Here is a 23,312-nt window from a genome sequence, read left to right as displayed (position 1 = left end):
TCCCCATCCTGCACGGCAATGCGGCAATTTCAGGTCAGGCGGCGGGCATCCGGGTTTCCACCATCCCGGCATACCAGCTGGATCCGAAGGGGATGGCGTTGTCGTCGAAATTGTAGGCCGGGTGATGGACCATCGCGGTGTCGCCGTTGCCAAGGAAGATGTAGGCGCCGGGGCGTTCGTTCAGCATGTAGCTGAAATCCTCCGCCCCCATCAGCGGCGCGGTATCGGTATCGACCCTGCCCGACACCGCGCGCGCGACTTCGGCCGCGTAATCGGTGTTCTCGGGCGTGTTCATCGTCACCGGATAGCCGCGCATGTAGTTCACCTCGGCAGTGGCGCCATGGGCCAGCGCGGTGCCCTCGGCAATCGCCTTGACGCGCGCCTCGACCAGGTCCTGCACCTTGGGGTCCATGGTGCGGACGGTGCCGCGCATCAGGACGGTTTGGGAAATGACGTTGTGCGCCTCGCTTTCGGTCCTGACCGTGCAGACCGAGACGACGACCTGCTTCAGCGGATCGACCACGCGCGAGGCGATCGTCTGCAGCGCCAGGATGATATGGGCGGACACCACGGTGGTGTCGATGCAGTCGTGCGGCTTGGCCGCGTGCCCGCCCTTGCCGGTCACCAGGATGTCGAACTGGTCGGCCGCTGCCATCATCGCGCCGGGGCGGATCGCGAACTCGCCCACCGGGATGCCGGGCATGTTGTGCATGCCGTAGACCTCCTGCACGCCGAATCGTTCCAACATGCCGTCCCTCACCATCTCGCGCCCGCCGCCGCCGCCCTCTTCCGCGGGCTGGAAGATGACCACCGCGGTGCCGTCAAAATTGCGCGTCTCGGCCAGGTATTTCGCGGCACCGAGCAGCATCGCGGTGTGCCCGTCGTGGCCGCAAGCATGCATCTTGCCCGGCGTCTTCGAGGCGTAGGGCACCCCGGTCGCCTCGCGGATCGGCAGCGCGTCCATGTCGGCCCTGAGGCCGATCACCCGGCCGCGGCTGTCGGTCTTGCCCCGGATCACGCCGACGACGCCGGTCCGGCCGATGCCCTCCACCACCTCGTCGCAGCCGAAGTCGCGCAGGAGCGCGGCGACCTTGCCGGCGGTGCGGTGCACGTCGAAGAGAAGCTCGGGGTGTTCGTGGAAGTCACGCCGCCAGGCGGTGATCTCGGGCAGAAGCTCGGCGAAGCGGTTCTTGACGGGCATGGCGTGCTCCTTTCGCGGGGTTGACCGGAAGGTGGCGCCTTTGCCGCCCGCCCGCAAGGCTCAGAGTGACGGGCCGGGGGTAATTCTTGACCCGTCGGTAAATCGGGAATGCCGGAACCGGCTCAGGTCGTGCCCCGGCGCGCGGCCGAGGACAAGGTCGGCGGCGATGCGCCCCACCGCCGGGCCGATGCCGAAGCCGTGGCCGGACAGGCCGGTGACGATGGTCAGGCCCGGTGTGCCCGCGGCGTGGTCGATCACCGGCACCACGTCGGGCATGGTGTCGATCATGCCGGCCCAGGCGGTGCGGAGCCTCGGCAGGCCGAGCGCGGGGAAGGTGCGCGCGAAGTCCGCGCGCAGGCGCTCGACGCGGGGGGCGTAGGGCGCGGGGTCCAGGACCCGCATCCGCTCGAACGGGCTGACCGCGTCGGCGGACCAGCGGCGCGGGGTTGACCAGGCATCGGGGAAACCCTTCGGCGCGGCGGGCAGGAAGCGCGTGCCGCGGACGGGCGTGCGCAGGCCGGGGCGGTACACGGCGAGGTGGCGGAAGGCGTCCGGGCCGATCAGGAATTCGTGGAAATCGGCGGGGGCGAGCGTATAGCCCCCGTCCTGCCGGCGGCGGAAGGCGAAGGTGCCGTCGGCCGCCGCGCCCGCGAAGACCTCGGGCAAAGGTTCGGTCGCGCAGACGCTGGCGCGAACCATGAGTTGCGGCAGATGGACGCCTTCGGCCCGGGCGAAAAGCCCCGACCACGCCCCACCCGCCAGCACGACGTGATCGGCCGCGATCCGGCCCCGTTCGGTGACGACGCCCGCCACGCGGCCCGCCTTGCGGTCAAGCGCGCGCACCGCGCAATCCTCGGCGATCACCGCGCCGCGCGCGGCCAGCGCCGCCGCGATGGCGGGCACCGCCACCCAGGGCTCCGCCCGCCCGTCCGACGCGGTCCAGAGCCCGCCGGCCCAGTTGGCGGCGCTCGGCACCATCGCGTCCAGTTCGGATTTGCTCAGCAACCGGGTGTCGAGGCCGTGGGCGCGGGCATGGACCATCCAGGCTTCGTGCGGGGCGATGTCCTTTACCGTGTTGGCTATGTAGAGGACGCCGGTCTGCCGGTAGCCCAGGTCCTGCCCGACCTGCTCGGCCAGGCCCGCCCAGATCTGCTGCGCCTCGGCCACCAGCGGAATCTCGGCGGGATCCCTGCCCTGCTTCCGAACCCAGCCCCAGTTGCGCGACGACTGTTCGCCCGCGATCCGCCCCTTCTCGCACAGGACCACCCGTTGCCCGGCGCTGACGAGGAACCAGGCGGTCATGACCCCGGCGATGCCGCCGCCGATGACGACCACATCGGCCCGGTCGGGCAGAGGCGGGGTGAAGCGGGCGGGGGTGTGAAGTCCGATCGGGAAGGGTGTCACCGGCAAAGCTCCGCGACGAGGTTTTCCAGGAAGGCCGCACCCGCCTCGAATTCCGACACATCGATGTATTCGTCGGGCTGGTGCGCCTGGGCGATGTCGCCCGGCCCGCAGACGACGCAGGAATAACCGTTCTTCTGGAAATGCCCGGCCTCGGTCCCGTAGCTGACGACATGGGGCGCGTTGTCGCCGGTCAGCCGCCGCGCCAGCGCCTCGGCCGCGCCCTCGGCCTCGGGGACCAGCGGCGGCACGGTGAAGAAGCGGCGCAGCGTGATCCCGGCCTCGGGCCGGACCGCCTGCATCGCCGCCTGAAGGCGCGCCGCCTCGGCCTCGAACGCGGCCAGCCAGTCCGCCACCGACTCGCCCGGCACGACGCGGAAGTCGAGGCCCAGCCGGCAGTCGGCGGCGGTGATGTTGTGCGCGGTGCCGCCCGCGATCTGGCCCACATGCACCGTGGTCCAGGGCGGATCGAACGCCTGCGCCAGCGGCCCCGGCGCCCGGGCCGCGTTCTCGGCGTTGCGGTCGTTGGCCCAGCCGATCAGGCGCGCAGCCTCCATGATCGCGCTGACACCGCGATGCATGAGCGAGGAATGGACCTCGAACCCCTTCACATGCACATGATAGCCCGCGCCGCCCTTGTGCCCGGTCACCACCTTCATCCGCGAGGGTTCACCGACGATGACGGCCGCGGCGCGCGGCAGGTGCGCAGCCATCTCCACGACCATGCCGACGCAGCCCTCGCAGCCCACCTCCTCGTCATAGGACAGCGCGATCTGCAACGGCCGCTTCAGCCCAGAGCGCAGCGCCAGCGGCACCGCGGCCAGCGCCAGCGCGTCGAATCCCTTCATGTCGCAGGTGCCGCGGCCGTAAAGGCGGCCGTTCCGCTCGGTCACCGTCCAGGGGTCGGAGGTCCAGGCCTGGCCGTCGACCGGCACGACATCTGTATGCCCCGAAAGGACGATCCCCCCCGCCACCTCCGGCCCGACCGAGGCATAAAGGCTCGCCTTCGTGCCGTCCGCGTTGGGGACGCGATGCGAAGTCACACCGAACCCGGCAAGATAGCCCTCGACCCAGTCGATCAGCGCCAGGTTGCTGTCGCGGCTGACGGTCGGGAACGCCACCAGCCGGTCGAGGATCGGGCGCGCCGCCCGTGCGAGTTCCGTGGCCATGTCCTGCCCCTTCCGTGCGCCGGTGTCCCCGGTGCCATTTCGGCGCCACACTGGCGCGCGCGCCGGCCATGGTCAAGCTGCCGGTGCGGCACGACAGAGTGTAGCGCCTGACCTGACGGAATGGAGTCCACTTTGAGAGTTGCCGGGCGATTGAAAATCGCTAACACTCAGCCATCACAAACCCGGCATCCGACCGGGAAAAAACGAAGAACGAGATCGACTGGGGAGTTTCCATGCCCGATGGGGCCGAGCCCGTCCTTGATGTCAGGGGCCTGAAGACCGTTTTCAGGACGCGGGGGGGCGAGGTTCACGCCGTCAACTCCGTCAGTTTCGACCTGCGCCCGGGGGAACTTCTGGGCGTGGTGGGCGAAAGCGGTTCGGGAAAGTCGGTGACGATGATGTCGCTGATCGGGCTTTTGCCCTCACCGCCCGCGGATGTGCGGGGCGGGTCGGTCATGTTCGACGGCACCGATCTGCTGAAATGCTCCGAGGATCACCTGCGCTCGGTGCGCGGCGCGCGCATCGGCTTCATCTTCCAGGACCCGATGACCTCGCTCAACCCGGTCTTCACGGTGGGCTTTCAGATCATGGAGCCGCTGCGCAAGCACATGGGCCTCGACAAGCGGGCGGCGCGGGTCAGGGCGCGGGAACTCCTTGATCTGGTGGGGATCCCGGACGCAGGCCGGCGGCTTGACGACTATCCGCACCAGTTCTCGGGCGGGATGCGGCAGCGGGTGATGATCGCCATCGCGCTGGCCTGCGACCCCAAGGTGCTGATCGCGGACGAACCGACGACGGCGCTCGACGTGACGATCCAGGCGCAGATCCTCGAACTGGTGCGGGAACTGCGCCAGAAGCTGGGTATGGCCATCGTCTGGATCACGCACGACCTGGGTGTCATCGCCGGCATCGCCGACCGGGTGATGGTGATGTACGGCGGCCAGGTCGTCGAACAGGCGCCGGTGAAGGAACTGTTCGCGAACCCCCGCCACCCCTACACCCGCGCACTGCTCAAGACAGTGCCCACGGTCCGGGGGGAACGCGCCGCCAAGTTGAACGTGATCGAGGGGCAACCGCCGATCCTCAAGGCGGAACCCGCGGCCTGCGCCTTCCGCGGCCGCTGCGGGCACGCGATGCCCCGCTGCGAGCGCGAGAACCCCGCCCGGCGGCCGGTTGGGCCGGGCCATGACGTCGCCTGCTTCTGGGATCCTGGCACGGAGGACTGGCAGGATGGCTGACCGCACCGCCCCGCGCGCCCGGCAGGGGGAACGCCATGCTTGATCGTGCCGACACCCCCCGGCGCAAGCTGGTCGAGGTTCGCGGGCTGAAGATGTATTTCCCGGTCACCGCGGGCGTCCTGCGTCGCAAGGTCGGCGATGTGAAGGCGCTCGACGACATCAGCTTCGACATCTACGAGGGCGAGACGCTGGGGCTTGTGGGGGAATCGGGCTGCGGCAAGTCGACCTGCGGCCGCGTCATCCTGCGCCTTTACGACCCCACCGCGGGGTCGATCCGCATCGACGGCGTCGATATCGGTGCAGCCGACGCTCAGACGCTGCGCCCGCTCCGCCCAGCGATGCAGATGGTCTTCCAGGATCCGCAGGCCAGCCTCAATCCGCGGATGACGGTCGCCGGCATCATCGGAGAGCCGCTGGACGAACACACGCAGATGTCGAAGGCCGAGAAGCTGGACCGCATCTACGAGTTGATGGATGCCGTGGGGCTGAACCGCAACTTCGCCAACCGCTACCCGCACGAGTTTTCCGGCGGCCAGCGCCAGCGGATCGGCATCGCCCGCGCGCTGGCGCTCAACCCCAAGTTCATCGTCTGCGACGAACCGATCGCGGCGCTCGACGTGTCGATCCAGGCGCAGGTGGTCAACCTGCTTGAAGATCTGCAGGACCGGCTTGGGCTCACCTACCTGTTCATCAGCCACGACCTGTCGATGGTGCGCCACATCGCCGACCGGGTCGCGGTGATGTATCTGGGCCGGATCGCGGAACTGGCGCCGCGCGACGCGCTCTACGACCGCCCCATGCATCCCTATACGCAGGCGCTTCTGTCGGCGGTGCCAGAGCCGGACCCCGAGATCGAGACGGCGCGCAAGCGCATCATCCTGACCGGCGACGTCCCCTCGCCCGCCAATCCGCCGAAGGGCTGCAACTTCTGCACCCGCTGCCCGCGCGTCATGGACATCTGCCAGTCCGTCAAGCCCGCCCTGCGCGAGATCGAGCCGGGCCGCTTCGTCGCCTGCCACCTTTACGAGACAACAGCCGCCGCCGGATCAACCGGCGCGCCCGAGGATCACGAGCGCAACCAACAAGGAGCAACACAATGAAACTGAGAACCGCCCTCATGGGCGCGGCGGCCGTCCTGGCCTTCGCCCCCGCGGCCTTCGCCGAACGCGGGGCCGACGGGCATGTCAACGTCCTGTACTGGCAGGCGCCGTCGATCCTGAACCCCTACCTCTCCTCCGGCACCAAGGACGTGGAGACCGCCTCGCTCGTGCTCGAGGGCATGGCCGGCTTCAACGAAAAGGGCGAGGTCATCGCGCGCCTGGCCGAATCCATCCCGACGGTGGAGAACGGCGGCATCACCGCCGACCTGACCCAGATCACCTGGAAGCTGAAGCCGGGCCTTCTCTGGTCGGACGGCACGCCCGTCACCTCGGCCGACGCCAAGTTCACCTACGAATACTGCACCCATCCCGAAGGCGGCTGCGCGCAGGCCGCGCGCTATGAAGGCATTTCCTCGATCGAGACGCCGGACGACCTGACCGTCGTCATCACCTTCGCGGCGCCCAAGCCCAACCCATACACCGCCTTCGTCGGCGGCACCTCGCCCATCCTGCAGGCGGCGCAGTTCGCCAACTGCCTCGGTGCCGCGGCCTCGACCTGCACCGACCAGAACTTCAAGCCGATCGGCACCGGCCCCTTCATGGTCACCGACTTCAAGGTGAACGACGTGGTGGAACTGGCCGCCAACCCCAACTACCGCGACGCGGCCAAGCCCGCCTTCGCGACGATGACGGTCAAGGGCGGCGGCGACGCGGGTGCGGCGGCGCGCGCGGTGCTGGAAACGGGCGAGTTTGACTATGCCTGGAACACCCAGATCAACCCGGAGCAGCAGGCGCAGATGTCGGCGGCCGGCAAGGGCGTGCTTCTCAATGGCTTCGGCACGCTGGTCGAGCGGATCGAGATGAACATGACCGACCCCTCGCCCGACCTGGCCGAGGGTGAGCGTTCGACCACCAAGCATCCGCATCCGTTCCTGTCCGACCTGCGCGTGCGCAAGGCGCTGTCGATGGCGATCGACCGGCAGATCCTGGTCGACATCGGCTACGGCTCGGCCGGCCGGCCGACCTGCAACCTGGTGCCCGCGCCGGAGATGTTCGCCTCCGACAACACCGATTGCCTGGCCCAGGACATGGAAGGCGCCAAGGCGCTGCTCGAGGAAGCGGGCTGGACCGACAGCGACGGCGACGGCGTCCGCGACAAGGACGGCGCCAAGCTGCGCGTGGTCTACCAGACCTCGACCAACCCGGTTCGCCAGGACTTCCAGGCCGTGATCAAGGACTGGTGGACGGAACTGGGCGTGGAGGTCGAACTGAAGAACATCGACGCCTCGGTCTTCTTCGGCGGCGACGCAGGCTCGCCCGACACGTTCCAGAAGTTCTATGCGGACGTGGAAATGTACGCCAACAACTTCGACGGCACCGACCCGGAACCCTATCTGGCGCAGTACAAGTGCGACAAGATCCCGGGGCCTGAGAACCAGTGGCAGGGCGAGAACATCAACCGCTTCTGCGACCCCGCCTATGACGCGCTGGTGGACGAACTGTCGAAGACCGCCGACATGGCCAAGCGCGGCGAGATCGCGAAAAAGCTGAACGACATGCTGACCAAGGACAGCTACACGGTTGTGGCGCTGGTGGATCGCGGCCGTCTTTCGGCAGCCTCGAACACGCTCGGCGGCGTGGTGCTGAACACCTGGGACACCGAACTCTGGAACGCCCAGGACTGGTTCCGCGTGAAGTGATCCGTCATCAAGGGCGGACCCGTTGATCCGTCCCGACAGCGGGGGCCGAAAGGCCCCCGCACTTTCCGCAACAGACTGCTGACCAAAGGCGTCCGCCCATGCTCAACTACACGCTGAGACGGCTTCTCCTGGCCATCCCGACGCTTCTGCTGATCAGTCTGGTCATCTTCTTCCTCGTCGATCTTGCCCCCGGCAGCCCCGCATCGGAAATCCCGCTGACGGTGCCGCCGGAGGTGCGCATGAAGATCCTCGAGGCGCTTGGCGTGAACGAGCCCATCCATGTGCGCTACCTGCTGTGGCTGAAGCAGTTCTTCTGGGTGGAGCCGCTGAACGGCGTCGACGCGATGTTCGGCACCTCCTTTGCCGAGGGCATGCAGCGCATCATCAGCTATCAGAGCCGCTCTCCGGTCTTCTCGATCATCGCCGACCGCATCCCGCAGACGCTGATCGTGATCGGCACCGCCTATGTCGTCGGCGTGCTGATCGCGCTGCCGATCGGGATCTATTCCGCCTACCGCCAGTATTCGGTCTTCGACCAGTTCGGCACCATGTTCGCGATGATCGGCTTCTCGGTGCCGACCTTCTTCACCGGCACGCTTTTCATCATCATCTTCGCGGTCTGGCTGGGCTGGTTCCCGACCAAGTACGATACCACGCTGTCGGTGACGGACTGGGACAGCCTGTGGAAACAGGTGCGGCAGATGGCGATGCCGGTGATGGTGCTGGGGCTGGCCAACGCCGCCGCGATCAGCCGCTACATGCGCTCCTCCATGCTGGAGAACATGGGCCAGGACTATGTCCGCACCGCCCGCGCCAAGGGGATGAGCGAACGGACCGTGGTCCTCAAGCACGTCCTGCGCAATTCGCTGATCCCGGTGGTGACCGTGATCGCGCTCGGCATCCCCTCGATCTTCGGCGGCGCCATCATCACCGAGAACCTCTTCGGCGTGAACGGCATCGGCTCGGCCCTGATCCAGGCTATCCGCGGCAACGACCTGCCGATGGTGCAGACGCTGGCCTTCATCTTCGCGATCCTGATCGTGACCTTCAACCTGATCGCCGACCTCATCTACGGCATGCTCGACCCGAGGATCCGCTATGACTGATACCAACATCGGCATCGCCCCGCCGGAGAGCTTCCGCGCCGCGGTCTGGTCGCAGTTCCGCAAGCACAAGGGCGCGATGTTCGGGCTGATCGTGTTGGCGCTGCTGGTGGTCTTCGTGGTGATCGGCCCGCTGGTCTGGCAGCCCGAGAAGCTGAAGGTGGCCGAGGCGCTGAAGTCGAAGAACCTCGGCCCCTCGCTGCGGTTTCCGATGGGCACCGACCAGCTTGGCCGCGACCAGCTGGCGCGGATGATGGCGGCGGGCAAGGTCAGCCTTGCGGTGGGCTTCATCGCGATGATGATCGCGATCTTCCTCGGCACCTTCGTCGGCGTGCTGGCCGGCTACTTCAAGCGGCTCGACGGCATCCTGATGCGGCTGACCGACATGTTCCTGGCGCTGCCGCTGATCCCGCTCCTGCTCGTCATGGTCATGCTCTTCCGCGACAAGATCGCGCGCGTGCTGGGGCCGGAGATGGGGGCCTTCATCCTGATCGTCTTCGCCATCGGCGTGACCAGCTGGATGCATGCCGCGCGCATCGTGCGGGGCGAGGTGCTGGCGCTGAAGGAACGCGAATACGTGCTGGCCTCGCGCGCGATCGGCGCCTCGCCGCGGCGCGTGATCCTGCGCCACATCCTGCCCAACGTCGTCTCGCCCGTCATGGTGGCGGCGACGCTGGGCGTGGCCGAAGCGATCATCACCGAAAGCGTGCTGTCGTTCCTCGGCCTCGGCTTCCCGCCCGACTTCCCGACCTGGGGACGGCTGCTGTACGAGGGGCTGGAATACATGCAGCTTTACCCCGAACGGGTGATCTTCCCCGGCCTTGCCATCTCGCTCACCGTGCTCAGCGTCAACTACATCGGCGACGGCTTGCGCGACGCGCTCGACCCGCGCATCCGGGGGCGGTAGGCCGCGCGGTAGGCGGTGCGGGACGGCCCCGCCCTCCCCGGCGGTCAGTGCATCGACCGCCGGATCCGCCGCACCATCACCGCGACCAGCGCCACCACCGGCAGGACCAGGGCGGCGACCACGGTTTCCTTGCCGAACCCCAGCGCCTTCGCGAGCGGATAGGAGAGGTAGGCGGCGAGCGAGACGGCGTAATAGCTGATCGCCACCACCGACAGCCCCTCGACCGTGTGCTGAAGCCGGAGCGCGAGGTCGGCGCGGCGGTCCATGCTTTCCAGCAGCTTCTGGTTCTGCGCGGAGCGTTCCACATCGACGCGCGTCTGCAACAACTCGCCCGCCCTTTCGGCGCGCTCGGCCATCTCGCCCAGGCGGCGTTCGGCGGATTTCACCGTGCGCATCGCCGGGTCGTAGCGACGCATCATGAACTCGGCGAAGGTCTGGCGCCCCATGAACCGCGTCTCGCGCAGAATCTGCACGCGCTGGTTCACCAGCGCCTCGTAGGCGCCGGTCGCGCCGAAGCGGAAGGAGTGGCGCACCGCCAGGCTTTCCAGCCCCGCCGCGATCTCCAGCAGGTCGTGCAGCGTCTCCTCCGAGGGGCGGGTCTTGTCGGCCATCACCGCGACCAGTTGCGACAGCTTGGGGTCCAGCGCGTTCAGGTGGCTTGTCAGTTCGCGCGCGCGGCCAAGCCCCAGCATCGACATGGCGCGATAGGTCTCGATCTCGCACAGGCGCTGGACGATGCGGCCGACGCGCCGGGCGCCTGCGCCGGGGCGCACGAAGACGGCAAAGCGCATCTGGCCCGCAGGGTCGATCTGGAAGTCACCGGCGATGATCGCGCTTTCGTCCAGCACCCAGGAACAGGCCAGGCTTTCGGGCACGAACCACTCGTCCAGCCGCGCCCGCACCTCGGCGGGGTCGTCGGGCAGATGCTCGACCCTGACAAGGACCGAGGCGAGCCTCAGCCCCGGCGCCTGCGCCATCCAGTCGAGCGGAAAGACCTCGGCCCCGTGCGGATCGAAGGCCCGCGCCGAAAGCCCGCGCGAGAAGGCCGAATAGGTCACGAACTCGGTGTGGCTTTCCCACTTCAGGTCGTGCTTGCCGATCCGCGCCGCGTGGTGGGTCGCCTCGGGCCCAGGATGCGCCGCGCCGTGCCGGTCCAGCAGCGCCAGAAGATGCGCGCGGTCGCGGGCACGGTCGCGGTTGTAGGCGTCGATCGGCTCCTTCACCGCGAGATAGACCGCCTGGCACGGCACCTCGAGCGAGGGGAAGGGCCGGGCGTGAAGCTCGTTCACGAGCGCATAGCGCAGGGGATGGTCGTCGATCATGGTGCTGCCCGTAGTGATGAGGGGCGACATAGCGCGTCCGGCGGCCGCTTGCATGCCCCGCATCGGCCTTGCGCGGGCACACCGCGGTATACTTGCCTTTCTGCAACGCCCCGGCATGAAAAACGCCCCGCCTTTGGGCGGGGCGCTGCATTTCCGGTCACAGGCCGAACGCCGTCACTCGATCATCGGCAGAAGGCTGTCGAGGCTTTTCTTGGCGTCGCCGTAGAACATCCGCGTGTTCTCCTTGTAGAACAGCGGGTTCTCGATACCCGAATACCCCGTCCCCTGCCCGCGCTTCGACACGAAGACCTGCTTGGCCTTCCAGCATTCCAGCACCGGCATGCCGGCGATGGGGCTGTTCGGGTCCTCCTGCGCGGCCGGGTTCACGATGTCGTTCGAGCCGATGACGATGGCGACGTCGGTTTCCGGGAAGTCCTCGTTGATCTCGTCCATCTCGAGCACGATGTCGTAGGGCACCTTCGCCTCGGCCAGGAGCACGTTCATGTGGCCGGGAAGCCGCCCCGCGACCGGGTGGATGGCGAAGCGCACGTTCTTGCCCTTGGCGCGCAGCTTGCGCGTCAGTTCCGACACGGACTGCTGCGCCTGCGCCACCGCCATGCCGTAGCCGGGGATGATGATGACGCTGTCGGCGTCGTTCAGGGCCGCGGCCACCCCTTCGGCGTCGATGGCGATCTGTTCGCCCGCAATCTCCATCGCCGGACCGGTGGTGTTGCCGAAGCCGCCGAGGATCACGCTGATGAAGCTGCGGTTCATCGCCTTGCACATGATGTAGCTGAGGATCGCACCCGAGGAGCCGACCAGCGCGCCAACGACGATCAGCAGGTCGTTCGAGAGCGAAAAGCCGATCGCCGCCGCCGCCCAGCCGGAATAGCTGTTCAGCATCGAGACGACGACCGGCATGTCGGCGCCGCCGATCCCCATGATCAGGTGGTAGCCGATGAAGAAGGCCAGTAGCGTCATCAGCAGAAGCGCCCACATCCCGCCGCCGTTCAGGTAGACCAGCAGCAGAAGGATCGACCCGATCGCCGCGCCCGCGTTCAGGACATGCCCGCCGGGGAGTTTCCGCGCCTTGCCGTCGACCTTGCCCGCAAGCTTGCCGAAGGCGATGACCGAGCCGGTGAAGGTCACCGCGCCGATGAAGACGCCAAGGAACAGCTCGACCCGCAGGATCGACAGCTCGACCGGCGTCTTGTGGGCGAGGACGGCGGCGAAGCCCTCGACCGCGGCACGCGCCGCCTCGTCCATCGCGGCGACGTTCGCGGCCTCGATATGGGCGTTGAAGCCGATGAAGACCGCCGCCAGACCCACGAGCGAATGCATCGCCGCGACAAGCTGCGGCATCTCGGTCATCTGCACGCGCTGCGCGACCACCCAGCCGATGGCCCCGCCGCCCGCGATCAGGGCAACCGACAGCCACCAGAGGCCGAAGCCCGGACCGTAGAGCGTGGCGGCCACCGCCAGCGCCATCCCGAAGATGCCATACCAGACCGCGCGCTTGGCGCTTTCCTGGCCCGAGAGCCCGCCGAGCGAGAGGATGAAAAGAACCGCCGCGACGACATAGGCGGCCGTGGTGAAACCGTGATCCATGTGCACGCCCCCCCGCTCAGGATTTCTGGAACATGGCGAGCATGCGCCGGGTGACCATGAAGCCACCGAAGATGTTGATGCCGGCCATGAACACCGAGAGCGCGGCCAGAAGGATGACGAGGAAGGACCCCGATCCGATCTGCATCAGCGCGCCGAGGATGATGATCGACGAGATCGCGTTGGTGATCGCCATCAGCGGCGTGTGCAGCGAATGCGAGACGTTCCAGATCACCTGGAAGCCGACGAAGACGGCCAGCACGAAGACGATGAAATGGCTCATGAAGCTTGCCGGCGCATAAAGGCCCGCCAGGAGGATCAGCGCCCCGCCCAGCGTCAGCAGCGTGACCTGGCTGCGCGTCTGCGCCCGGAACGCCGCCCGTTCGGCCGCGCGCTTTTCCTCCGGCGTCGGTTCCTTGACCTTCTCGCGCGGTTTCGCGGCGGCGATCGCCTGCACCTTCGGCGGCGGCGGCGGGAAGGTGATCGCGCCCTCGTGCGTGACAGTCGCGCCGCGGATGACGTCGTCTTCCATGTTGTGGTTGACGACCCCGTCCTTGGCCGGCGTCAGGTCCGCCATCATGTGGCGGACGTTGGTGGAGTAAAGGGTAGAGGCCTGCGCGGCCATGCGGCTGGGGAAGTCGGTGTAGCCGATGACGATGACGCCGTTGTCGCTGACGATGCGCTGGTCGGGCACGGTCAGGTCGCAGTTGCCGCCGCGTTCGGCCGCAAGGTCAACGATGACCGAGCCCGGCTTCATCATCGCCACCATGTCGGCGAGCCAGAGCTTCGGCGCGTCGCGGCCGGGGATCAGCGCGGTGGTGATGACGATGTCCATCTCGGGCGCCAGCTCGCGGAACTTCGCCAGCTGCTTTTCCCGGAACTCCGGGCTCGACGGCGCGGCATAGCCGCCCGTGGCGGCGCCGTCCTGCGCCTCCTCGAACTCGAGGAAGACGAAACTCGCGCCCATCGACTCGATCTGCTCGGCCACCTCGGGGCGGACGTCGAAGGCGTGGACGATGGCACCAAGCGAGGTCGCGGTGCCGATCGCGGCCAGCCCTGCAACGCCCGCGCCGACGACCAGCACCTTTGCGGGGGGCACCTTGCCCGCCGCCGTTACCTGGCCCGTGAAGAAGCGGCCGAAGTTGTTGCCGGCCTCGATCACCGCGCGGTAGCCCGCGATGTTGGCCATCGACGACAGCGCGTCCATCTTCTGCGCGCGGCTGATGCGCGGGACCATGTCCATCGCGATGACGGTGGCGCCCCGGTCCTTGCAAGCCTCGAGCAGCGCCTTGTTCTGCGCCGGGTAGAAGAAGGAGATCAGCGTCTGGCCCTTCTTCAGCATCCCCGCCTCCGCCTCGCTCGGCGGGCGAACCTTGGCGACGATGTCGACGGCGTCGAGAAGGTCGGCGGCGGTGGGAACCACCGTCACGCCGGCCGCGGCGTAAAGCGCATCGGAAAAGCCCGCCGCAGCGCCCGCGCCGGACTGGACAAAGCACTGATGCCCCAGCTTTTGCAGTTGCAGCGCGGAGTCCGGCGTCATCGCGACGCGCGCCTCGCCCTCGAAGGTTTCCCGTGGTGCCCCGATCTTCACTGTCTCTCCCTTCCCGCTGCGGCCGATCCCGTCCTTGTGGTGCGATCCGCCATCGACGTCATTGCGCAAGTTTGTTACCGACGATGCCGCGATGCGGCAACGATTATTTGGACATCAGAGCCAGCGCCGAGTGCGCCCGCAATAGGCATCGAACTCTGCGCCGAAGCTCTGGCGCAGCACCGCTTCCTCGCCCCGGATGAAGCGGCGGTTGATGATCGCGACGAAGACCGCGACCAGCGGCAGCGCCAGAAGCGCGCCCCAGTAAAGCGACAGCCCCGCCAGAATCAGCGCGTCGCCAAGGTATATGGGGTTGCGCGACATCGCGAAGACGCCGCGGCTGACCAGAGTCCGGGGCTCCTTTCGCGGCACGAAGGTCGTCCGCGCCAGCATCATCTGCACCAGCGCGGCGACCATCAGCGCCACACCGCAGCCGGCCAGGATCAGGCCCGTCACCGGCAGGCCCGGCAGGGGCAGGATACGCCCCAGGGCCCAGCTTGCGCCCAGAAACGCGGCCAGCCAGACCGGCGGATAGTCGATCGCCTTCAAGGAACCCATCGCCAACTCCCCTCGCCTGTCGGACCCTAGCCTGCACGGCGCCATCCGCAAGCGCCCTCTGCGGCGGGATGCGAATTTCCTTGGCGAGTCGGGGAAAATGTTTTAAGCATGAAACAATTTCCGGGAGCTGCCATGACCACCGACTTTGCCGCCACGCGCGCCCTGTTCCACCTGCCCGCGGGCGTGATCTATCTTGACGGCAACTCGCTCGGGCCCTTGCCGCGCGCCGCCGCCGAACGTGTCCGCGGCTGCGTCGAGGACGAATGGGGCGACATGCTCATCACCGCCTGGAACCGCGCCGGCTGGATGGACAAGCCGCGCGCGCTCGGCGACCGCATCGGGCGCCTGATCGGGGCGGAACCCGGCACGGTCGTCCTTGGCGACACGCTGTCGATCAAGGTCTACCAGGCGCTCGCCTCCGCGCTCGACCTGCGCCCGGACCGCCGCGTGATCCTGTCGGACACCGGCAACTTCCCCTCGGACCTCTACATGGCCGACGGGCTGGTGCGCACCCTTGGCCAGGGCTACGAACTGCGCACCGTCGCCCCCGAGGCGGTCGAGGCAGCGATCACCCCCGACCTTGCCGTCCTGATGCTGACCGAGGTCGACTACCGCACCGGGCGCCGGCACGACATGAAGCGCCTTATCGCGAAGGCGCACGCGGCCGGCGCGCTTGTCGTCTGGGACCTGGCCCATTCGGCCGGCGCGGTCGAGGTGGACCTGGCCGGCAGCGGCGCCGATTTCGCCGTGGGCTGCACCTACAAGTACCTGAACTCCGGCCCCGGCGGCCCGGCCTTCATCTACATCGCCCCGCGCCTGGCCGCGCAGGTGCGCCCGGCGCTGTCGGGCTGGCTGGGACACGAGGCGCCCTTTGCCTTCGACCTCGACTACCGCCCCGGCGCGGGGATCGAGCGGATGCGGGTCGGCACGCCGCCGATCCTGCAGATGGCAGCCCTCGAAGCCTCGATGGACATCTGGGACCGGGTCGACATGGCCGACGTCCGCGCCCGCTCGATCGAGCTAACCGAGGCCTTCATCGCCGCCGTCGAGGCCGCCTGCCCTGCCCTGACGCTCGCCTCGCCCCGCGATCCCGCGGCGCGCGGCAGCCAGGTCAGCTTCCGCCACCCCGAGGGCTACGCGATCATGCAGGCGCTGATCGCCCACGGCGTCATCGGCGACTTCCGCGCCCCCGACATCCTGCGCTTCGGCTTCACGCCGCTTTACACCTCGACGGCGGACGTGACGGGCGCGGTCGCGATCCTGAAGCGGATCATGGACGAGGGGCTGTGGGACCAGCCCGCGTTCAAGGCCCGCGCCAAGGTGACCTGATGCGGGTCCGCGCCTATCGCCCGGAAGACCGGGCCGCGAAGGCGCAGGTCTTCTACCGCGCCGTTCGCGAGGGCGCGGCCCCCTTCTACGACGCGGCACAGCGCGCCGTCTGGGCGCCCTCACCCGAGCCGGACTGGGCGGAGCCCGACCCGCAGATCGACCAGTGGTGCTGGGTGGCCGAGGACGAAAGCGGCATGACCGGCTTCATGTCGCTGGATCGCGAGGGCTACCTCGACATGGCCTTCGTCCTGCCCGAGGTCATGGGAAAGGGCGTGGCCGACGCGCTTTACCGCGCGCTTCTCGACCATGCCCGCGCCGAGGGGCTGCCCCGCCTGACCGTCCGCGCCAGCCACCTTGCCCGCCGCTTCTTCGCCAAGCAGGGCTGGCAGGTCGACGCGGCCGAGAATTTCGTTGTTGACGGGCAGACTTACGAGACGTTCCTGATGTCGCTCGACCTCGGGCCACGGCCATGAGGACCGAGACCTTCCGCACCGAACCCCGGCTGGCGCGACCCGGCGCCTGGGCGGGGCTATGGCGCAGGATCGGCAGAAGCGCCGTCATCGCCGCGGAAAACCTGTAGGATCGGCCCCTGACGGGACGCCTTCCCGGACCTTTTCCACGGAGACCACCATGACCACCTATGACCCCTCGGCCGAAGGCGCGCAGATGTCCTTCGACGGCCGCATGAGCTATGGCGACTACCTGAAGCTCGACGCGATCCTGACCGCGCAGGCACCGCTCAGCGACGCGCAGGACGAGATGCTGTTCATCATCCAGCACCAGACCTCGGAGCTTTGGATGAAGCTCGCGCTGACCGAACTGGCCGCCGCCCGCGCGGCGATGGCGCGGGACGCGCTGCAACCGGCCTTCAAGATGCTGGCGCGCGTCGCCCGCATCATGGAACAGCTGAACTCCGCCTGGGACGTGCTGCGCACGATGACGCCCTCGGACTACACCCGATTCCGCGCCGCGCTTGGCCAGTCCTCGGGCTTCCAGTCCTGGCAGTACCGGCTGATCGAATACGCCGCCGGCAACCGCAACGCGGCGATGCTGCGCCCGCATGCCCACCGGCCCGACATCCTGGCAAAGCTCGAGGCCGAACTTGCCCGCCCCTCGCTCTATGACGAGGCACTCAGGGTCGCCGCGCGCGCCGGCCTGCCGGTGCCCGAGGCGGTGCTGAACCGCGACTTCCGCCAGCCCTGGGCGGAAGATGCCGGCGTCATGCAGGTCTGGGCCACCGTCTACCGCGCCCCCGAGGACCACTGGGCGCTTTACGAACTGGCCGAGAAGCTGGTCGATTTCGAGGATTACTTCCGCCGCTGGCGCTTCAACCACGTCACCACGGTCGAGCGTGTGATCGGCCTGAAACGCGGCACCGGCGGCACCGGCGGCGTGCCCTACCTGCGCCGGATGCTCGAGGTCGAACTGTTCCCGGAGCTTTGGCGGGTGCGCACCGCACTCTGACCACGCCGCGGCCACGGGCTGCCCGTCCGGACAGGCGGGCCGTCAGGCGATCCGCACCCTGTCCGCCACCGGCTGCCGTGCCGCGGCCCATCGCGCCGCGGCCTCGCCGAAGGCCAGAAACAGCGGCCGCGATACCGGATCGGTCGCGGCATTGTATTCCGGGTGCCACTGCACCGACAGCGTGAAGCCCGGCGCGCCCTCGACATAGATCGCCTCGGGCGTCCCGTCCGGGGCCCAGCCGTCGATCACGACCCGCGCGCCCGGCGTCTTGATCCCCTGCCCGTGCAGCGTGTTCGTCATCACCTCCGCCGCGCCCAGAAGCCGGCGGAACGGCCCGTCGTCCGAAAACCGCACCGCGTGGCGCAGGGCGAACTTCTCCTCCAGCGTGCCCTCTGGCGGCATGCGGTGGTTCATCCGGCCCGGCAGGTCGCGGATCTCGGGGTGGAGCGTGCCGCCCAGCGCCACGTTCACCTCCTGAAAGCCCCGGCAGATGCCGAAGAAGGGCTGCCCCCGCGCCACGCAGGCCCTGACCAGCGGCAGCGTGATCGCATCGCGGCAGCGGTCGAAGGCCCCGTGCGCCTCGGTCGGCGCCTCACCGTATTCCTCGGGGTGGACATTCGGCCGTCCCCCGGTCAGCAGGAAGCCGTCGCAAAGGTCAAGCAGTTCCTCGACCGTGACCAGCCGCGGATCGGAGGGGATCACCAGCGGCATGCAGCCCGCGACCTGCGCCACGGCCATCGAGTTCATCAACCCGCCGGTATGGACCGGGTATTCGTCGTTAAGAAGGTTGTTGTTGCCGATGATGCCGACAATGGGCCGTCGCATGGCGGATCCGCACCTGTTTCCCTTGGCGCGAGATTACTCCCCCGTCCCGCCGGGGTCGAGGGTCGGCGCGCACAAACCGTGTTCAGCCCTGCGCCCCGGAAACGACCACGACCACCCGCGCCGCTTCGTCGCCGCCAGAGGCATAGCCGTGGTCGTGGTCGGCCTCGAAATAGGCCGAATCCCCCGCGGCAAGGCGATGGTCGTGGCCATGGATGGACAGGATCAGCACGCCCGACAGGACAAGGATCAGCTCGACCCCGCCATGCCGGTGCGGCGCGGAGGCGGGCGCATCTGCGGGAAACTCCGCCAGATAGCTCTCGATCGGGCGATCGCGCACCGGAAAGTCGAGGCTTTCGAAGAAATAGGCGGGCGCGCCCTGTGGCGGCACCGGCAGCCTGAGACGGTCTTCCTGCCGCACGATCTCCAGGATCGGCGCCACCGGGGCGACGAAGAAGTGCTCCAACCCGACACCGAAGACCAGCGCGATCCGCATCAGTGTGGGCAGCGTCGGCACGACCTGCCCGGTCTCGATCTTCGAAAGCATGCCTGCCGACAGCCCGGTATGGGCGCCAAGCTGCATCAACCCCATCGACTTCGACGCCCGGAGCCCGCGCACCTTCGCGCCGATTCGGTATTGGTCGATCCTGTCGCCCAGGGTTTCGGAAATCATGGCCCGCTTTCTCCTCGGATGAAACCAGACTGCCCGCTTTTTGAACACAGTGATAATCAATTTCTTTTTACTAAAAATTTCTTGAAAAGCAAATGTTTTGCACTTTATTCAAATTCGTTCGCGCAGTCCGCGCGGGTCAACACCGAGGAAAGGAACCGACATGACCCTTCTGACCAGATCGCTCAAGCCGCTCAGCCTTGCCACCGCCCTCACCCTCTCCGCCCTGCCCGCCGTCGCGCAGTCGGCCGACATCGTCGACACCGCCGTCGCCGCGGGCGACTTCACCACGCTTGCCGCCGCGCTCGAGGCCGCCGGGCTGGTGGAGACGCTGAAGGGCGAAGGCCCCTTTACCGTTTTCGCGCCGACCGACGCGGCCTTCGCCGCCCTGCCCGCCGGCACGGTGGAGGACCTGCTGAAGCCCGAGAACAAGGACCAGCTGACCGCCGTCCTCACCTACCACGTCGTCGCCGGCAAGGTGATGTCGGGCGACCTCAGTGACGGCATGAAGGCCGCAACCGTGAACGGGGCCGAGGTGACGATCACCACCGAAGGCGGCGCCAAGGTGAACGGCGCCAACATCACCAGCGCCGACATTGCGGCGACGAACGGCGTGATCCACGTCATCGACGCCGTGATCCTGCCGCCGGCCAACTGATCCCCACTGCCATCGGGCGCCCGGTTCCGGGCGCCCTTCCCCATACGAAAGGCACAGCCATGAACCGCCGCCTCGTTCTCTCAGCGCTTTCCGTCCTCTCCGTCGCCGCACTTGCCGCCTGCGCCCCGATGCCGCCGAAAGACCCCGACATCGTCGACATCGCCGCCGCGAACGGCGACTTCTCAACGCTCGTCACCGCGGTCAAGGCCGCGGGCCTCGTCGAGACGCTCAAGGGCGACGGCCCCTTCACCGTCTTCGCGCCCACCAACGCCGCCTTCGCCGCGCTGCCCGAAGGGACCGTCGAGCGGCTGCTCAAGCCCGAGAACAAGGACGAACTCGTGGCCATCCTGACCTATCACGTCGTGCCGGGGGCGGTGACCTCGGACCAGCTGGCCGGCAAGCGGCTGGATGTCGCGACAGTCCAGGGCGCGACCGTCCATGTCGACGGCCGCAAGGGCGTGCGGGTGAACAAGGCCCATGTCACCTCGGCCGACATCGCCGCCTCGAACGGGGTGATCCACGTGATCGACTCGGTGTTGCTGCCGCCATCGCGGTAAACGGCAACCGCAGCACCCGGGCTGCTCAGGTTTCACAGGGGCCGGGGCTCGCTCCGGCCCTTCCACCTATTGCTTCAAGCCTCGCCGTGCAGGCCAGCCGCGGCGATGCCCGCGAGCGCGGCCTCCGCATCGTTGTCCGACGTGTCCCCGGTGACCCCCACCGCGCCCAGGACGCGCCCGTTCGCGTCGCGCACCAGCACACCGCCCGGAACCGGGATCACCCGGCCGCCGAAGGCGCCGTTCACCGCCGCCATGAAGGCCGGTCCCTGCGCCGCGCGCTCCGCCTGCGCGCGCCCGCCCATGCCCAGCATCACCGCGCCGTAAGCCTTGCCGCGCGCGATCTCGAACCGCCCCGGCGAGGCGCCGTCCGCCCGCTCGAACGCGACCGGATGGCCGCCCGCATCCAGCACCACGACCGACAGCGGCTTCATGCCCGCGGCCTGCCCCGCCGCCAGCGCCGCCGCAATGATCGTGCGCGCCCGTTCGATCCCGATCTCCATGCTCCGCTCCCCCTTCATTCTGGCCCAAATACTCCGGGGGTCCGGGGGCAGCGCCCCCGGCTTCCCTCCCCCGTCTCCCTGCCCCGCCTCCCAGCCTAGCCCGCCCGCTTCACCTCGAGCCGGCGGCGGTGCAGGATCGGCTCGGTATAGCCCGAGGGCTGCACGCGGCCAAGGAAGACCAGATCGCAGGCCGCCTGGAACGCAAGCCCCTGGAACCCCGGCGCCATCGGCCGATAGGCGGGGTCGCCGGCGTTCTGCCGGTCCACCACCTCGGCCATCCGCTTGAGGATGTCCATCACCTCGCCCTCGCTCACTACCCCGTGGTGCAGCCAGTTGGCGACATGCTGCGCGCTGATCCGGCAGGTGGCGCGATCCTCCATCAGGCCGACGTCGTTGATGTCGGGCACCTTGGAGCAGCCCACGCCCTGGTCGACCCAGCGCACGACATAGCCGAGGATGCCTTGCGCGTTGTTCTCCACCTCGCGGCGCACCTGCTCGGGCGTCCAGCGGCGATAGGTCGCCAGCGGGATCTCCAGAAGCGCGTCGACATAGGCGCGCCGCCCGCCCTTCCGGAGCCGCGCCTGCACCGCGAAGACGTCGATGCGATGGTAATGCAGCGCATGCAGCGTCGCCGCCGTGGGCGAGGGCACCCAGGCGGTGTTGGCGCCGGCCTTCGGATGGTCGACCTTCTGCTCAAGCATCGCCGCCATCAGGTCGGGCATCGCCCACATGCCCTTGCCGATCTGCGCCCGCCCCGACAGGCCGCATTCCAGCCCGATGTCGACGTTCTGGTTCTCGTAGGCCAGGATCCAGCCCTTTCGCTTGATGAAGTCCTTGCGGCTGAAGGGGCCCGCCTCCATCGAGGTGTGGATCTCGTCGCCGGTGCGGTCGAGGAAGCCGGTGTTGATGAAGGCGACGCGGTGGCGTGCGGCGCGGATGCATTCCTTGAGGTTGACCGAGGTGCGCCGCTCCTCGTCCATGATGCCGATCTTGACAGTGTGGCGCGGCAGGCCCAGCGCGTCCTCGACCATGGCGAAGGTCTCGTCGGCAAAGGCCACTTCCTCGGGCCCGTGCATCTTGGGTTTCACCACATAGACCGACCCCATGACCGAGTTCCGCGCCCCGCCCGTCTTCCTCAGGTCATGGAGCGCGATGGCAACCGTCACCATGGCATCCATCAGCCCCTCGGGGATCTCGTCGCCCGCCGCGTTGAGGATGGCAGGGTTCGTCATCAGGTGGCCGACATTGCGGACCCAGAGCAGCGCGCGCCCCTTCACCGTCACCGGGGAGCCGTCGGGCGCGGTATAGACGCGGTCGGGGTTCAGGCGGCGGTGGACAATGCGACCGCCCTTGTCGAACGCCTCCTCGAGGTCGCCCTTCATCAGCCCCAGCCAGTTCTGATAGGCCTGCACCTTGTCGGCGGCATCGACGCAGGCAACCGAATCCTCGCAATCCATGATCGCGGAGACGGCACTTTCCATCTGCACGTCGGCCAGGCAGGCCTGGTCGCGCGCGCCGATCATGTGCGCCCGGTCGAAGACCAGTTCCACATGCAGCCCGTTGTTGCGCAGCAAAACCGCCTCGGGCGCGCGCGGGTTGCCGCGGTAGCCCACGAATTTCTCCGGATGGACCAGCGGCAGGTCATCGACCAGAAGCTGGCCGTCCTTCACATGGTAGCGGCGCACGTCGGCGTGGCTGGTGCCCGCGATGGGGAAGGCCTCGTCCAAGAAGACGCGCGCCCGCGCGATCACCCGCGCACCGCGGCCGCGCTCGTAGCCGCCGGCGGGCGGCGCGCTGCCCATCGCGTCGGTGCCGTAAAGGCAGTCGTAGAGGCTGCCCCAGCGCGCGTTCGCGGCGTTGAGCGCGTAGCGCGCATTCGTCACCGGCACGACAAGCTGCGGGCCGGGCACGCTGGCGATCTCGGGGTCGACATTGGCGGTGTCGATCTCGAAGGCCGGACCCTCGGGCAGAAGATAGCCGATCTCGGACAGGAAGGCCTTGTAGCCCTCGTGGTCGTGGGGCTGGCCGCGGCGGGCCAGGTGCCAGGCGTCGATCCGGGCCTGAAGCTCCTCCCGCCGTTCGAGCAGCGCGCGGTTCTTCGGCCCCTGTTCGGCGACGATCCGTGCCAGACCCGCCCAGAATGCCTCTGCCGTCACCCCGGACCCCGGAAGCGCCTGCCCCTCGATGAAGGCGGCCAGCACATCCGCCACCTGAAGCCCCTGCCGTTCGACCCGCGCCATGTCTTTCCCCTGATCTCGCATACGGTGGTATGCCGCCGCTGCACCAGTCCTACAGGACGCTCGCCCGGGCTTCAACGCTTGCCGGGCCGCGATTTTCCGGCTTTCCCGAAATGACCGTTCGCGAAATATAGTTAGTCGAGCAGCTAAGTTTTTCTTGCACCTCGGGCCCGGCTGGTATAG

Annotated in this window: 21 protein-coding genes; 10 read left to right on the top strand and 11 right to left on the bottom strand. The window is 68.2% G+C overall.

The window, feature by feature from the left end:
* Nucleotides 1-34: 34 nt before the first annotated feature.
* Genes N5I32_RS03180 through argE form a run of 3 tightly spaced genes read right to left on the bottom strand, consistent with a single transcriptional unit; the run spans nucleotide 35 to nucleotide 3,771 of the window.
* A complete protein-coding gene (locus tag N5I32_RS03180; protein WP_261493941.1) occupies nucleotides 35-1,201 on the bottom strand; it encodes a M20 aminoacylase family protein in 1,167 nt (388 codons plus the stop codon).
* A 60-nt stretch (nucleotides 1,202-1,261) separates the two neighbouring features.
* The gene (locus N5I32_RS03175) at nucleotides 1,262-2,605 is read right to left on the bottom strand and encodes an NAD(P)/FAD-dependent oxidoreductase (RefSeq protein ID WP_261493940.1); all 1,344 of its coding nucleotides are present in this window, start codon (nucleotides 2,603-2,605) and stop codon (nucleotides 1,262-1,264) included.
* Entirely contained in the window at nucleotides 2,602-3,771 is a 1,170-nt protein-coding gene (gene argE / locus N5I32_RS03170) for an acetylornithine deacetylase (protein ID WP_261493939.1), read from the bottom strand. Before argE ends, N5I32_RS03175 begins: the two co-directional genes overlap by 4 nt.
* Nucleotides 3,772-4,004: 233 nt before the next feature.
* Here argE and N5I32_RS03165 point away from each other — a divergent pair, with 233 nt between their 5' ends.
* The 5 genes from N5I32_RS03165 to N5I32_RS03145 all read left to right on the top strand — a co-directional run bounded on the left by N5I32_RS03165 (nucleotide 4,005) and on the right by N5I32_RS03145 (nucleotide 9,819).
* Nucleotides 4,005-5,009 carry an ABC transporter ATP-binding protein gene (locus tag N5I32_RS03165; RefSeq protein ID WP_261493938.1) on the top strand — a complete coding sequence of 335 codons (1,005 nt, stop codon included), beginning with the start codon at nucleotides 4,005-4,007 and terminating at the stop codon, nucleotides 5,007-5,009.
* A 35-nt stretch (nucleotides 5,010-5,044) separates the two neighbouring features.
* Complete coding sequence (locus tag N5I32_RS03160; RefSeq protein WP_261493937.1) at nucleotides 5,045-6,109, top strand: ABC transporter ATP-binding protein; 1,065 nt, start codon at nucleotides 5,045-5,047, stop codon at nucleotides 6,107-6,109.
* Nucleotides 6,106-7,809, top strand: a complete 1,704-nt coding sequence (locus tag N5I32_RS03155) for a peptide ABC transporter substrate-binding protein (protein ID WP_261493936.1) — start codon at nucleotides 6,106-6,108, stop codon at nucleotides 7,807-7,809. The genes N5I32_RS03160 and N5I32_RS03155 overlap by 4 nt, the downstream gene beginning before the upstream one ends.
* Nucleotides 7,810-7,907: 98 nt before the next feature.
* The gene (locus tag N5I32_RS03150) at nucleotides 7,908-8,915 is read left to right on the top strand and encodes an ABC transporter permease (RefSeq protein ID WP_261493935.1); all 1,008 of its coding nucleotides are present in this window, start codon (nucleotides 7,908-7,910) and stop codon (nucleotides 8,913-8,915) included.
* Nucleotides 8,908-9,819: an ABC transporter permease gene (locus N5I32_RS03145; RefSeq protein ID WP_261493934.1), complete on the top strand. Its 912-nt coding sequence runs from the start codon at nucleotides 8,908-8,910 to the stop codon at nucleotides 9,817-9,819. The genes N5I32_RS03150 and N5I32_RS03145 overlap by 8 nt, the downstream gene beginning before the upstream one ends.
* Before the next feature lie 44 nt (nucleotides 9,820-9,863).
* On the opposite strand, the gene N5I32_RS03140 is transcribed toward N5I32_RS03145, so the two are convergent.
* From N5I32_RS03140 to N5I32_RS03125, 4 genes are all read right to left on the bottom strand, one after another.
* The gene (locus N5I32_RS03140; protein WP_261493933.1) at nucleotides 9,864-11,171 is read right to left on the bottom strand and encodes a DUF3422 family protein; all 1,308 of its coding nucleotides are present in this window, start codon (nucleotides 11,169-11,171) and stop codon (nucleotides 9,864-9,866) included.
* Between the two features lie 144 nt (nucleotides 11,172-11,315).
* Nucleotides 11,316-12,749 carry an NAD(P)(+) transhydrogenase (Re/Si-specific) subunit beta gene (locus N5I32_RS03135; RefSeq protein WP_261493932.1) on the bottom strand — a complete coding sequence of 478 codons (1,434 nt, stop codon included), beginning with the start codon at nucleotides 12,747-12,749 and terminating at the stop codon, nucleotides 11,316-11,318.
* A 16-nt stretch (nucleotides 12,750-12,765) separates the two neighbouring features.
* Complete coding sequence (locus N5I32_RS03130; protein ID WP_261495912.1) at nucleotides 12,766-14,337, bottom strand: Re/Si-specific NAD(P)(+) transhydrogenase subunit alpha; 1,572 nt, start codon at nucleotides 14,335-14,337, stop codon at nucleotides 12,766-12,768.
* A gap of 114 nt (nucleotides 14,338-14,451) precedes the next feature.
* Nucleotides 14,452-14,892 (bottom strand): methyltransferase family protein, encoded by a 441-nt coding sequence (locus N5I32_RS03125; protein WP_261493931.1) that lies wholly within the window; start codon nucleotides 14,890-14,892, stop codon nucleotides 14,452-14,454.
* Between the two features lie 132 nt (nucleotides 14,893-15,024).
* On the opposite strand from N5I32_RS03125, the gene kynU reads away from it, so the two are divergent.
* From kynU to kynA, 3 genes are all read left to right on the top strand, one after another.
* Nucleotides 15,025-16,221, top strand: coding sequence for a kynureninase (kynU, locus tag N5I32_RS03120; protein ID WP_261493930.1), 1,197 nt, complete (start codon nucleotides 15,025-15,027; stop codon nucleotides 16,219-16,221).
* Complete coding sequence (locus N5I32_RS03115) at nucleotides 16,221-16,694, top strand: GNAT family N-acetyltransferase (protein WP_261493929.1); 474 nt, start codon at nucleotides 16,221-16,223, stop codon at nucleotides 16,692-16,694. Before kynU ends, N5I32_RS03115 begins: the two co-directional genes overlap by 1 nt.
* 157 nt (nucleotides 16,695-16,851) lie before the next feature.
* Complete coding sequence (kynA, locus tag N5I32_RS03110; protein ID WP_261493928.1) at nucleotides 16,852-17,685, top strand: tryptophan 2,3-dioxygenase; 834 nt, start codon at nucleotides 16,852-16,854, stop codon at nucleotides 17,683-17,685.
* Between the two features lie 42 nt (nucleotides 17,686-17,727).
* Here kynA and N5I32_RS03105 read toward each other — a convergent pair whose 3' ends face one another.
* Together N5I32_RS03105 and N5I32_RS03100 are read right to left on the bottom strand one after the other, a co-directional pair.
* Complete coding sequence (locus tag N5I32_RS03105; protein WP_261493927.1) at nucleotides 17,728-18,510, bottom strand: gamma-glutamyl-gamma-aminobutyrate hydrolase family protein; 783 nt, start codon at nucleotides 18,508-18,510, stop codon at nucleotides 17,728-17,730.
* Nucleotides 18,511-18,592: 82 nt separating this feature from the next.
* Complete coding sequence (locus N5I32_RS03100) at nucleotides 18,593-19,180, bottom strand: helix-turn-helix domain-containing protein (RefSeq protein ID WP_261493926.1); 588 nt, start codon at nucleotides 19,178-19,180, stop codon at nucleotides 18,593-18,595.
* Between the two features lie 160 nt (nucleotides 19,181-19,340).
* Here N5I32_RS03100 and N5I32_RS03095 point away from each other — a divergent pair, with 160 nt between their 5' ends.
* Together N5I32_RS03095 and N5I32_RS03090 are read left to right on the top strand one after the other, a co-directional pair.
* Nucleotides 19,341-19,835 (top strand): fasciclin domain-containing protein, encoded by a 495-nt coding sequence (locus N5I32_RS03095; protein WP_261493925.1) that lies wholly within the window; start codon nucleotides 19,341-19,343, stop codon nucleotides 19,833-19,835.
* A gap of 59 nt (nucleotides 19,836-19,894) precedes the next feature.
* Nucleotides 19,895-20,392 carry a fasciclin domain-containing protein gene (locus N5I32_RS03090; RefSeq protein ID WP_261493924.1) on the top strand — a complete coding sequence of 166 codons (498 nt, stop codon included), beginning with the start codon at nucleotides 19,895-19,897 and terminating at the stop codon, nucleotides 20,390-20,392.
* 74 nt (nucleotides 20,393-20,466) lie between these two features.
* Here the strand turns inward: N5I32_RS03090 and N5I32_RS03085 are convergent, their stop codons facing one another.
* On the bottom strand, nucleotides 20,467-20,892 hold the full coding sequence (locus N5I32_RS03085) for a GlcG/HbpS family heme-binding protein (protein ID WP_261493923.1): 426 nt from the start codon (nucleotides 20,890-20,892) through the stop codon (nucleotides 20,467-20,469).
* Nucleotides 20,893-20,987: 95 nt separating this feature from the next.
* Nucleotides 20,988-23,132, bottom strand: coding sequence for a malate synthase G (locus N5I32_RS03080; RefSeq protein WP_261493922.1), 2,145 nt, complete (start codon nucleotides 23,130-23,132; stop codon nucleotides 20,988-20,990).
* Between the last annotated feature and the right edge of the window lie 180 nt (nucleotides 23,133-23,312).

Origin of the sequence: Albidovulum sediminis, from assembly GCF_025380365.1 — a bacterium.
In the GTDB taxonomy this organism is placed as follows: Bacteria; Pseudomonadota; Alphaproteobacteria; order Rhodobacterales; family Rhodobacteraceae; genus Albidovulum; species Albidovulum sediminis.
This window is presented reverse-complemented; position numbering and strand designations above follow the sequence as displayed.

Excerpts from the sequence above, each read along its gene's own strand:
- N5I32_RS03155 (WP_261493936.1), top strand. The coding sequence starts at position 6,106 with ATGAAACTGAGAACCGCCCTCATGGGCGCGGCGGCCGTCCTGGCCTTC.
- N5I32_RS03180 (WP_261493941.1), bottom strand. The coding sequence starts at position 1,201 with ATGCCCGTCAAGAACCGCTTCGCCGAGCTTCTGCCCGAGATCACCGCC.
- N5I32_RS03080 (WP_261493922.1), bottom strand. The coding sequence starts at position 23,132 with ATGGCGCGGGTCGAACGGCAGGGGCTTCAGGTGGCGGATGTGCTGGCC.
- N5I32_RS03150 (WP_261493935.1), top strand. The coding sequence starts at position 7,908 with ATGCTCAACTACACGCTGAGACGGCTTCTCCTGGCCATCCCGACGCTT.
- N5I32_RS03100 (WP_261493926.1), bottom strand. The coding sequence starts at position 19,180 with ATGATTTCCGAAACCCTGGGCGACAGGATCGACCAATACCGAATCGGC.
- N5I32_RS03115 (WP_261493929.1), top strand. The coding sequence starts at position 16,221 with ATGCGGGTCCGCGCCTATCGCCCGGAAGACCGGGCCGCGAAGGCGCAG.
- N5I32_RS03085 (WP_261493923.1), bottom strand. The coding sequence starts at position 20,892 with ATGGAGATCGGGATCGAACGGGCGCGCACGATCATTGCGGCGGCGCTG.
- N5I32_RS03105 (WP_261493927.1), bottom strand. The coding sequence starts at position 18,510 with ATGCGACGGCCCATTGTCGGCATCATCGGCAACAACAACCTTCTTAAC.
- N5I32_RS03160 (WP_261493937.1), top strand. The coding sequence starts at position 5,045 with ATGCTTGATCGTGCCGACACCCCCCGGCGCAAGCTGGTCGAGGTTCGC.
- N5I32_RS03095 (WP_261493925.1), top strand. The coding sequence starts at position 19,341 with ATGACCCTTCTGACCAGATCGCTCAAGCCGCTCAGCCTTGCCACCGCC.
- N5I32_RS03125 (WP_261493931.1), bottom strand. The coding sequence starts at position 14,892 with ATGGGTTCCTTGAAGGCGATCGACTATCCGCCGGTCTGGCTGGCCGCG.
- kynU (WP_261493930.1), top strand. The coding sequence starts at position 15,025 with ATGACCACCGACTTTGCCGCCACGCGCGCCCTGTTCCACCTGCCCGCG.
- kynA (WP_261493928.1), top strand. The coding sequence starts at position 16,852 with ATGACCACCTATGACCCCTCGGCCGAAGGCGCGCAGATGTCCTTCGAC.
- N5I32_RS03165 (WP_261493938.1), top strand. The coding sequence starts at position 4,005 with ATGCCCGATGGGGCCGAGCCCGTCCTTGATGTCAGGGGCCTGAAGACC.
- N5I32_RS03140 (WP_261493933.1), bottom strand. The coding sequence starts at position 11,171 with ATGTCGCCCCTCATCACTACGGGCAGCACCATGATCGACGACCATCCC.
- N5I32_RS03090 (WP_261493924.1), top strand. The coding sequence starts at position 19,895 with ATGAACCGCCGCCTCGTTCTCTCAGCGCTTTCCGTCCTCTCCGTCGCC.
- N5I32_RS03145 (WP_261493934.1), top strand. The coding sequence starts at position 8,908 with ATGACTGATACCAACATCGGCATCGCCCCGCCGGAGAGCTTCCGCGCC.
- argE (WP_261493939.1), bottom strand. The coding sequence starts at position 3,771 with ATGGCCACGGAACTCGCACGGGCGGCGCGCCCGATCCTCGACCGGCTG.
- N5I32_RS03135 (WP_261493932.1), bottom strand. The coding sequence starts at position 12,749 with ATGGATCACGGTTTCACCACGGCCGCCTATGTCGTCGCGGCGGTTCTT.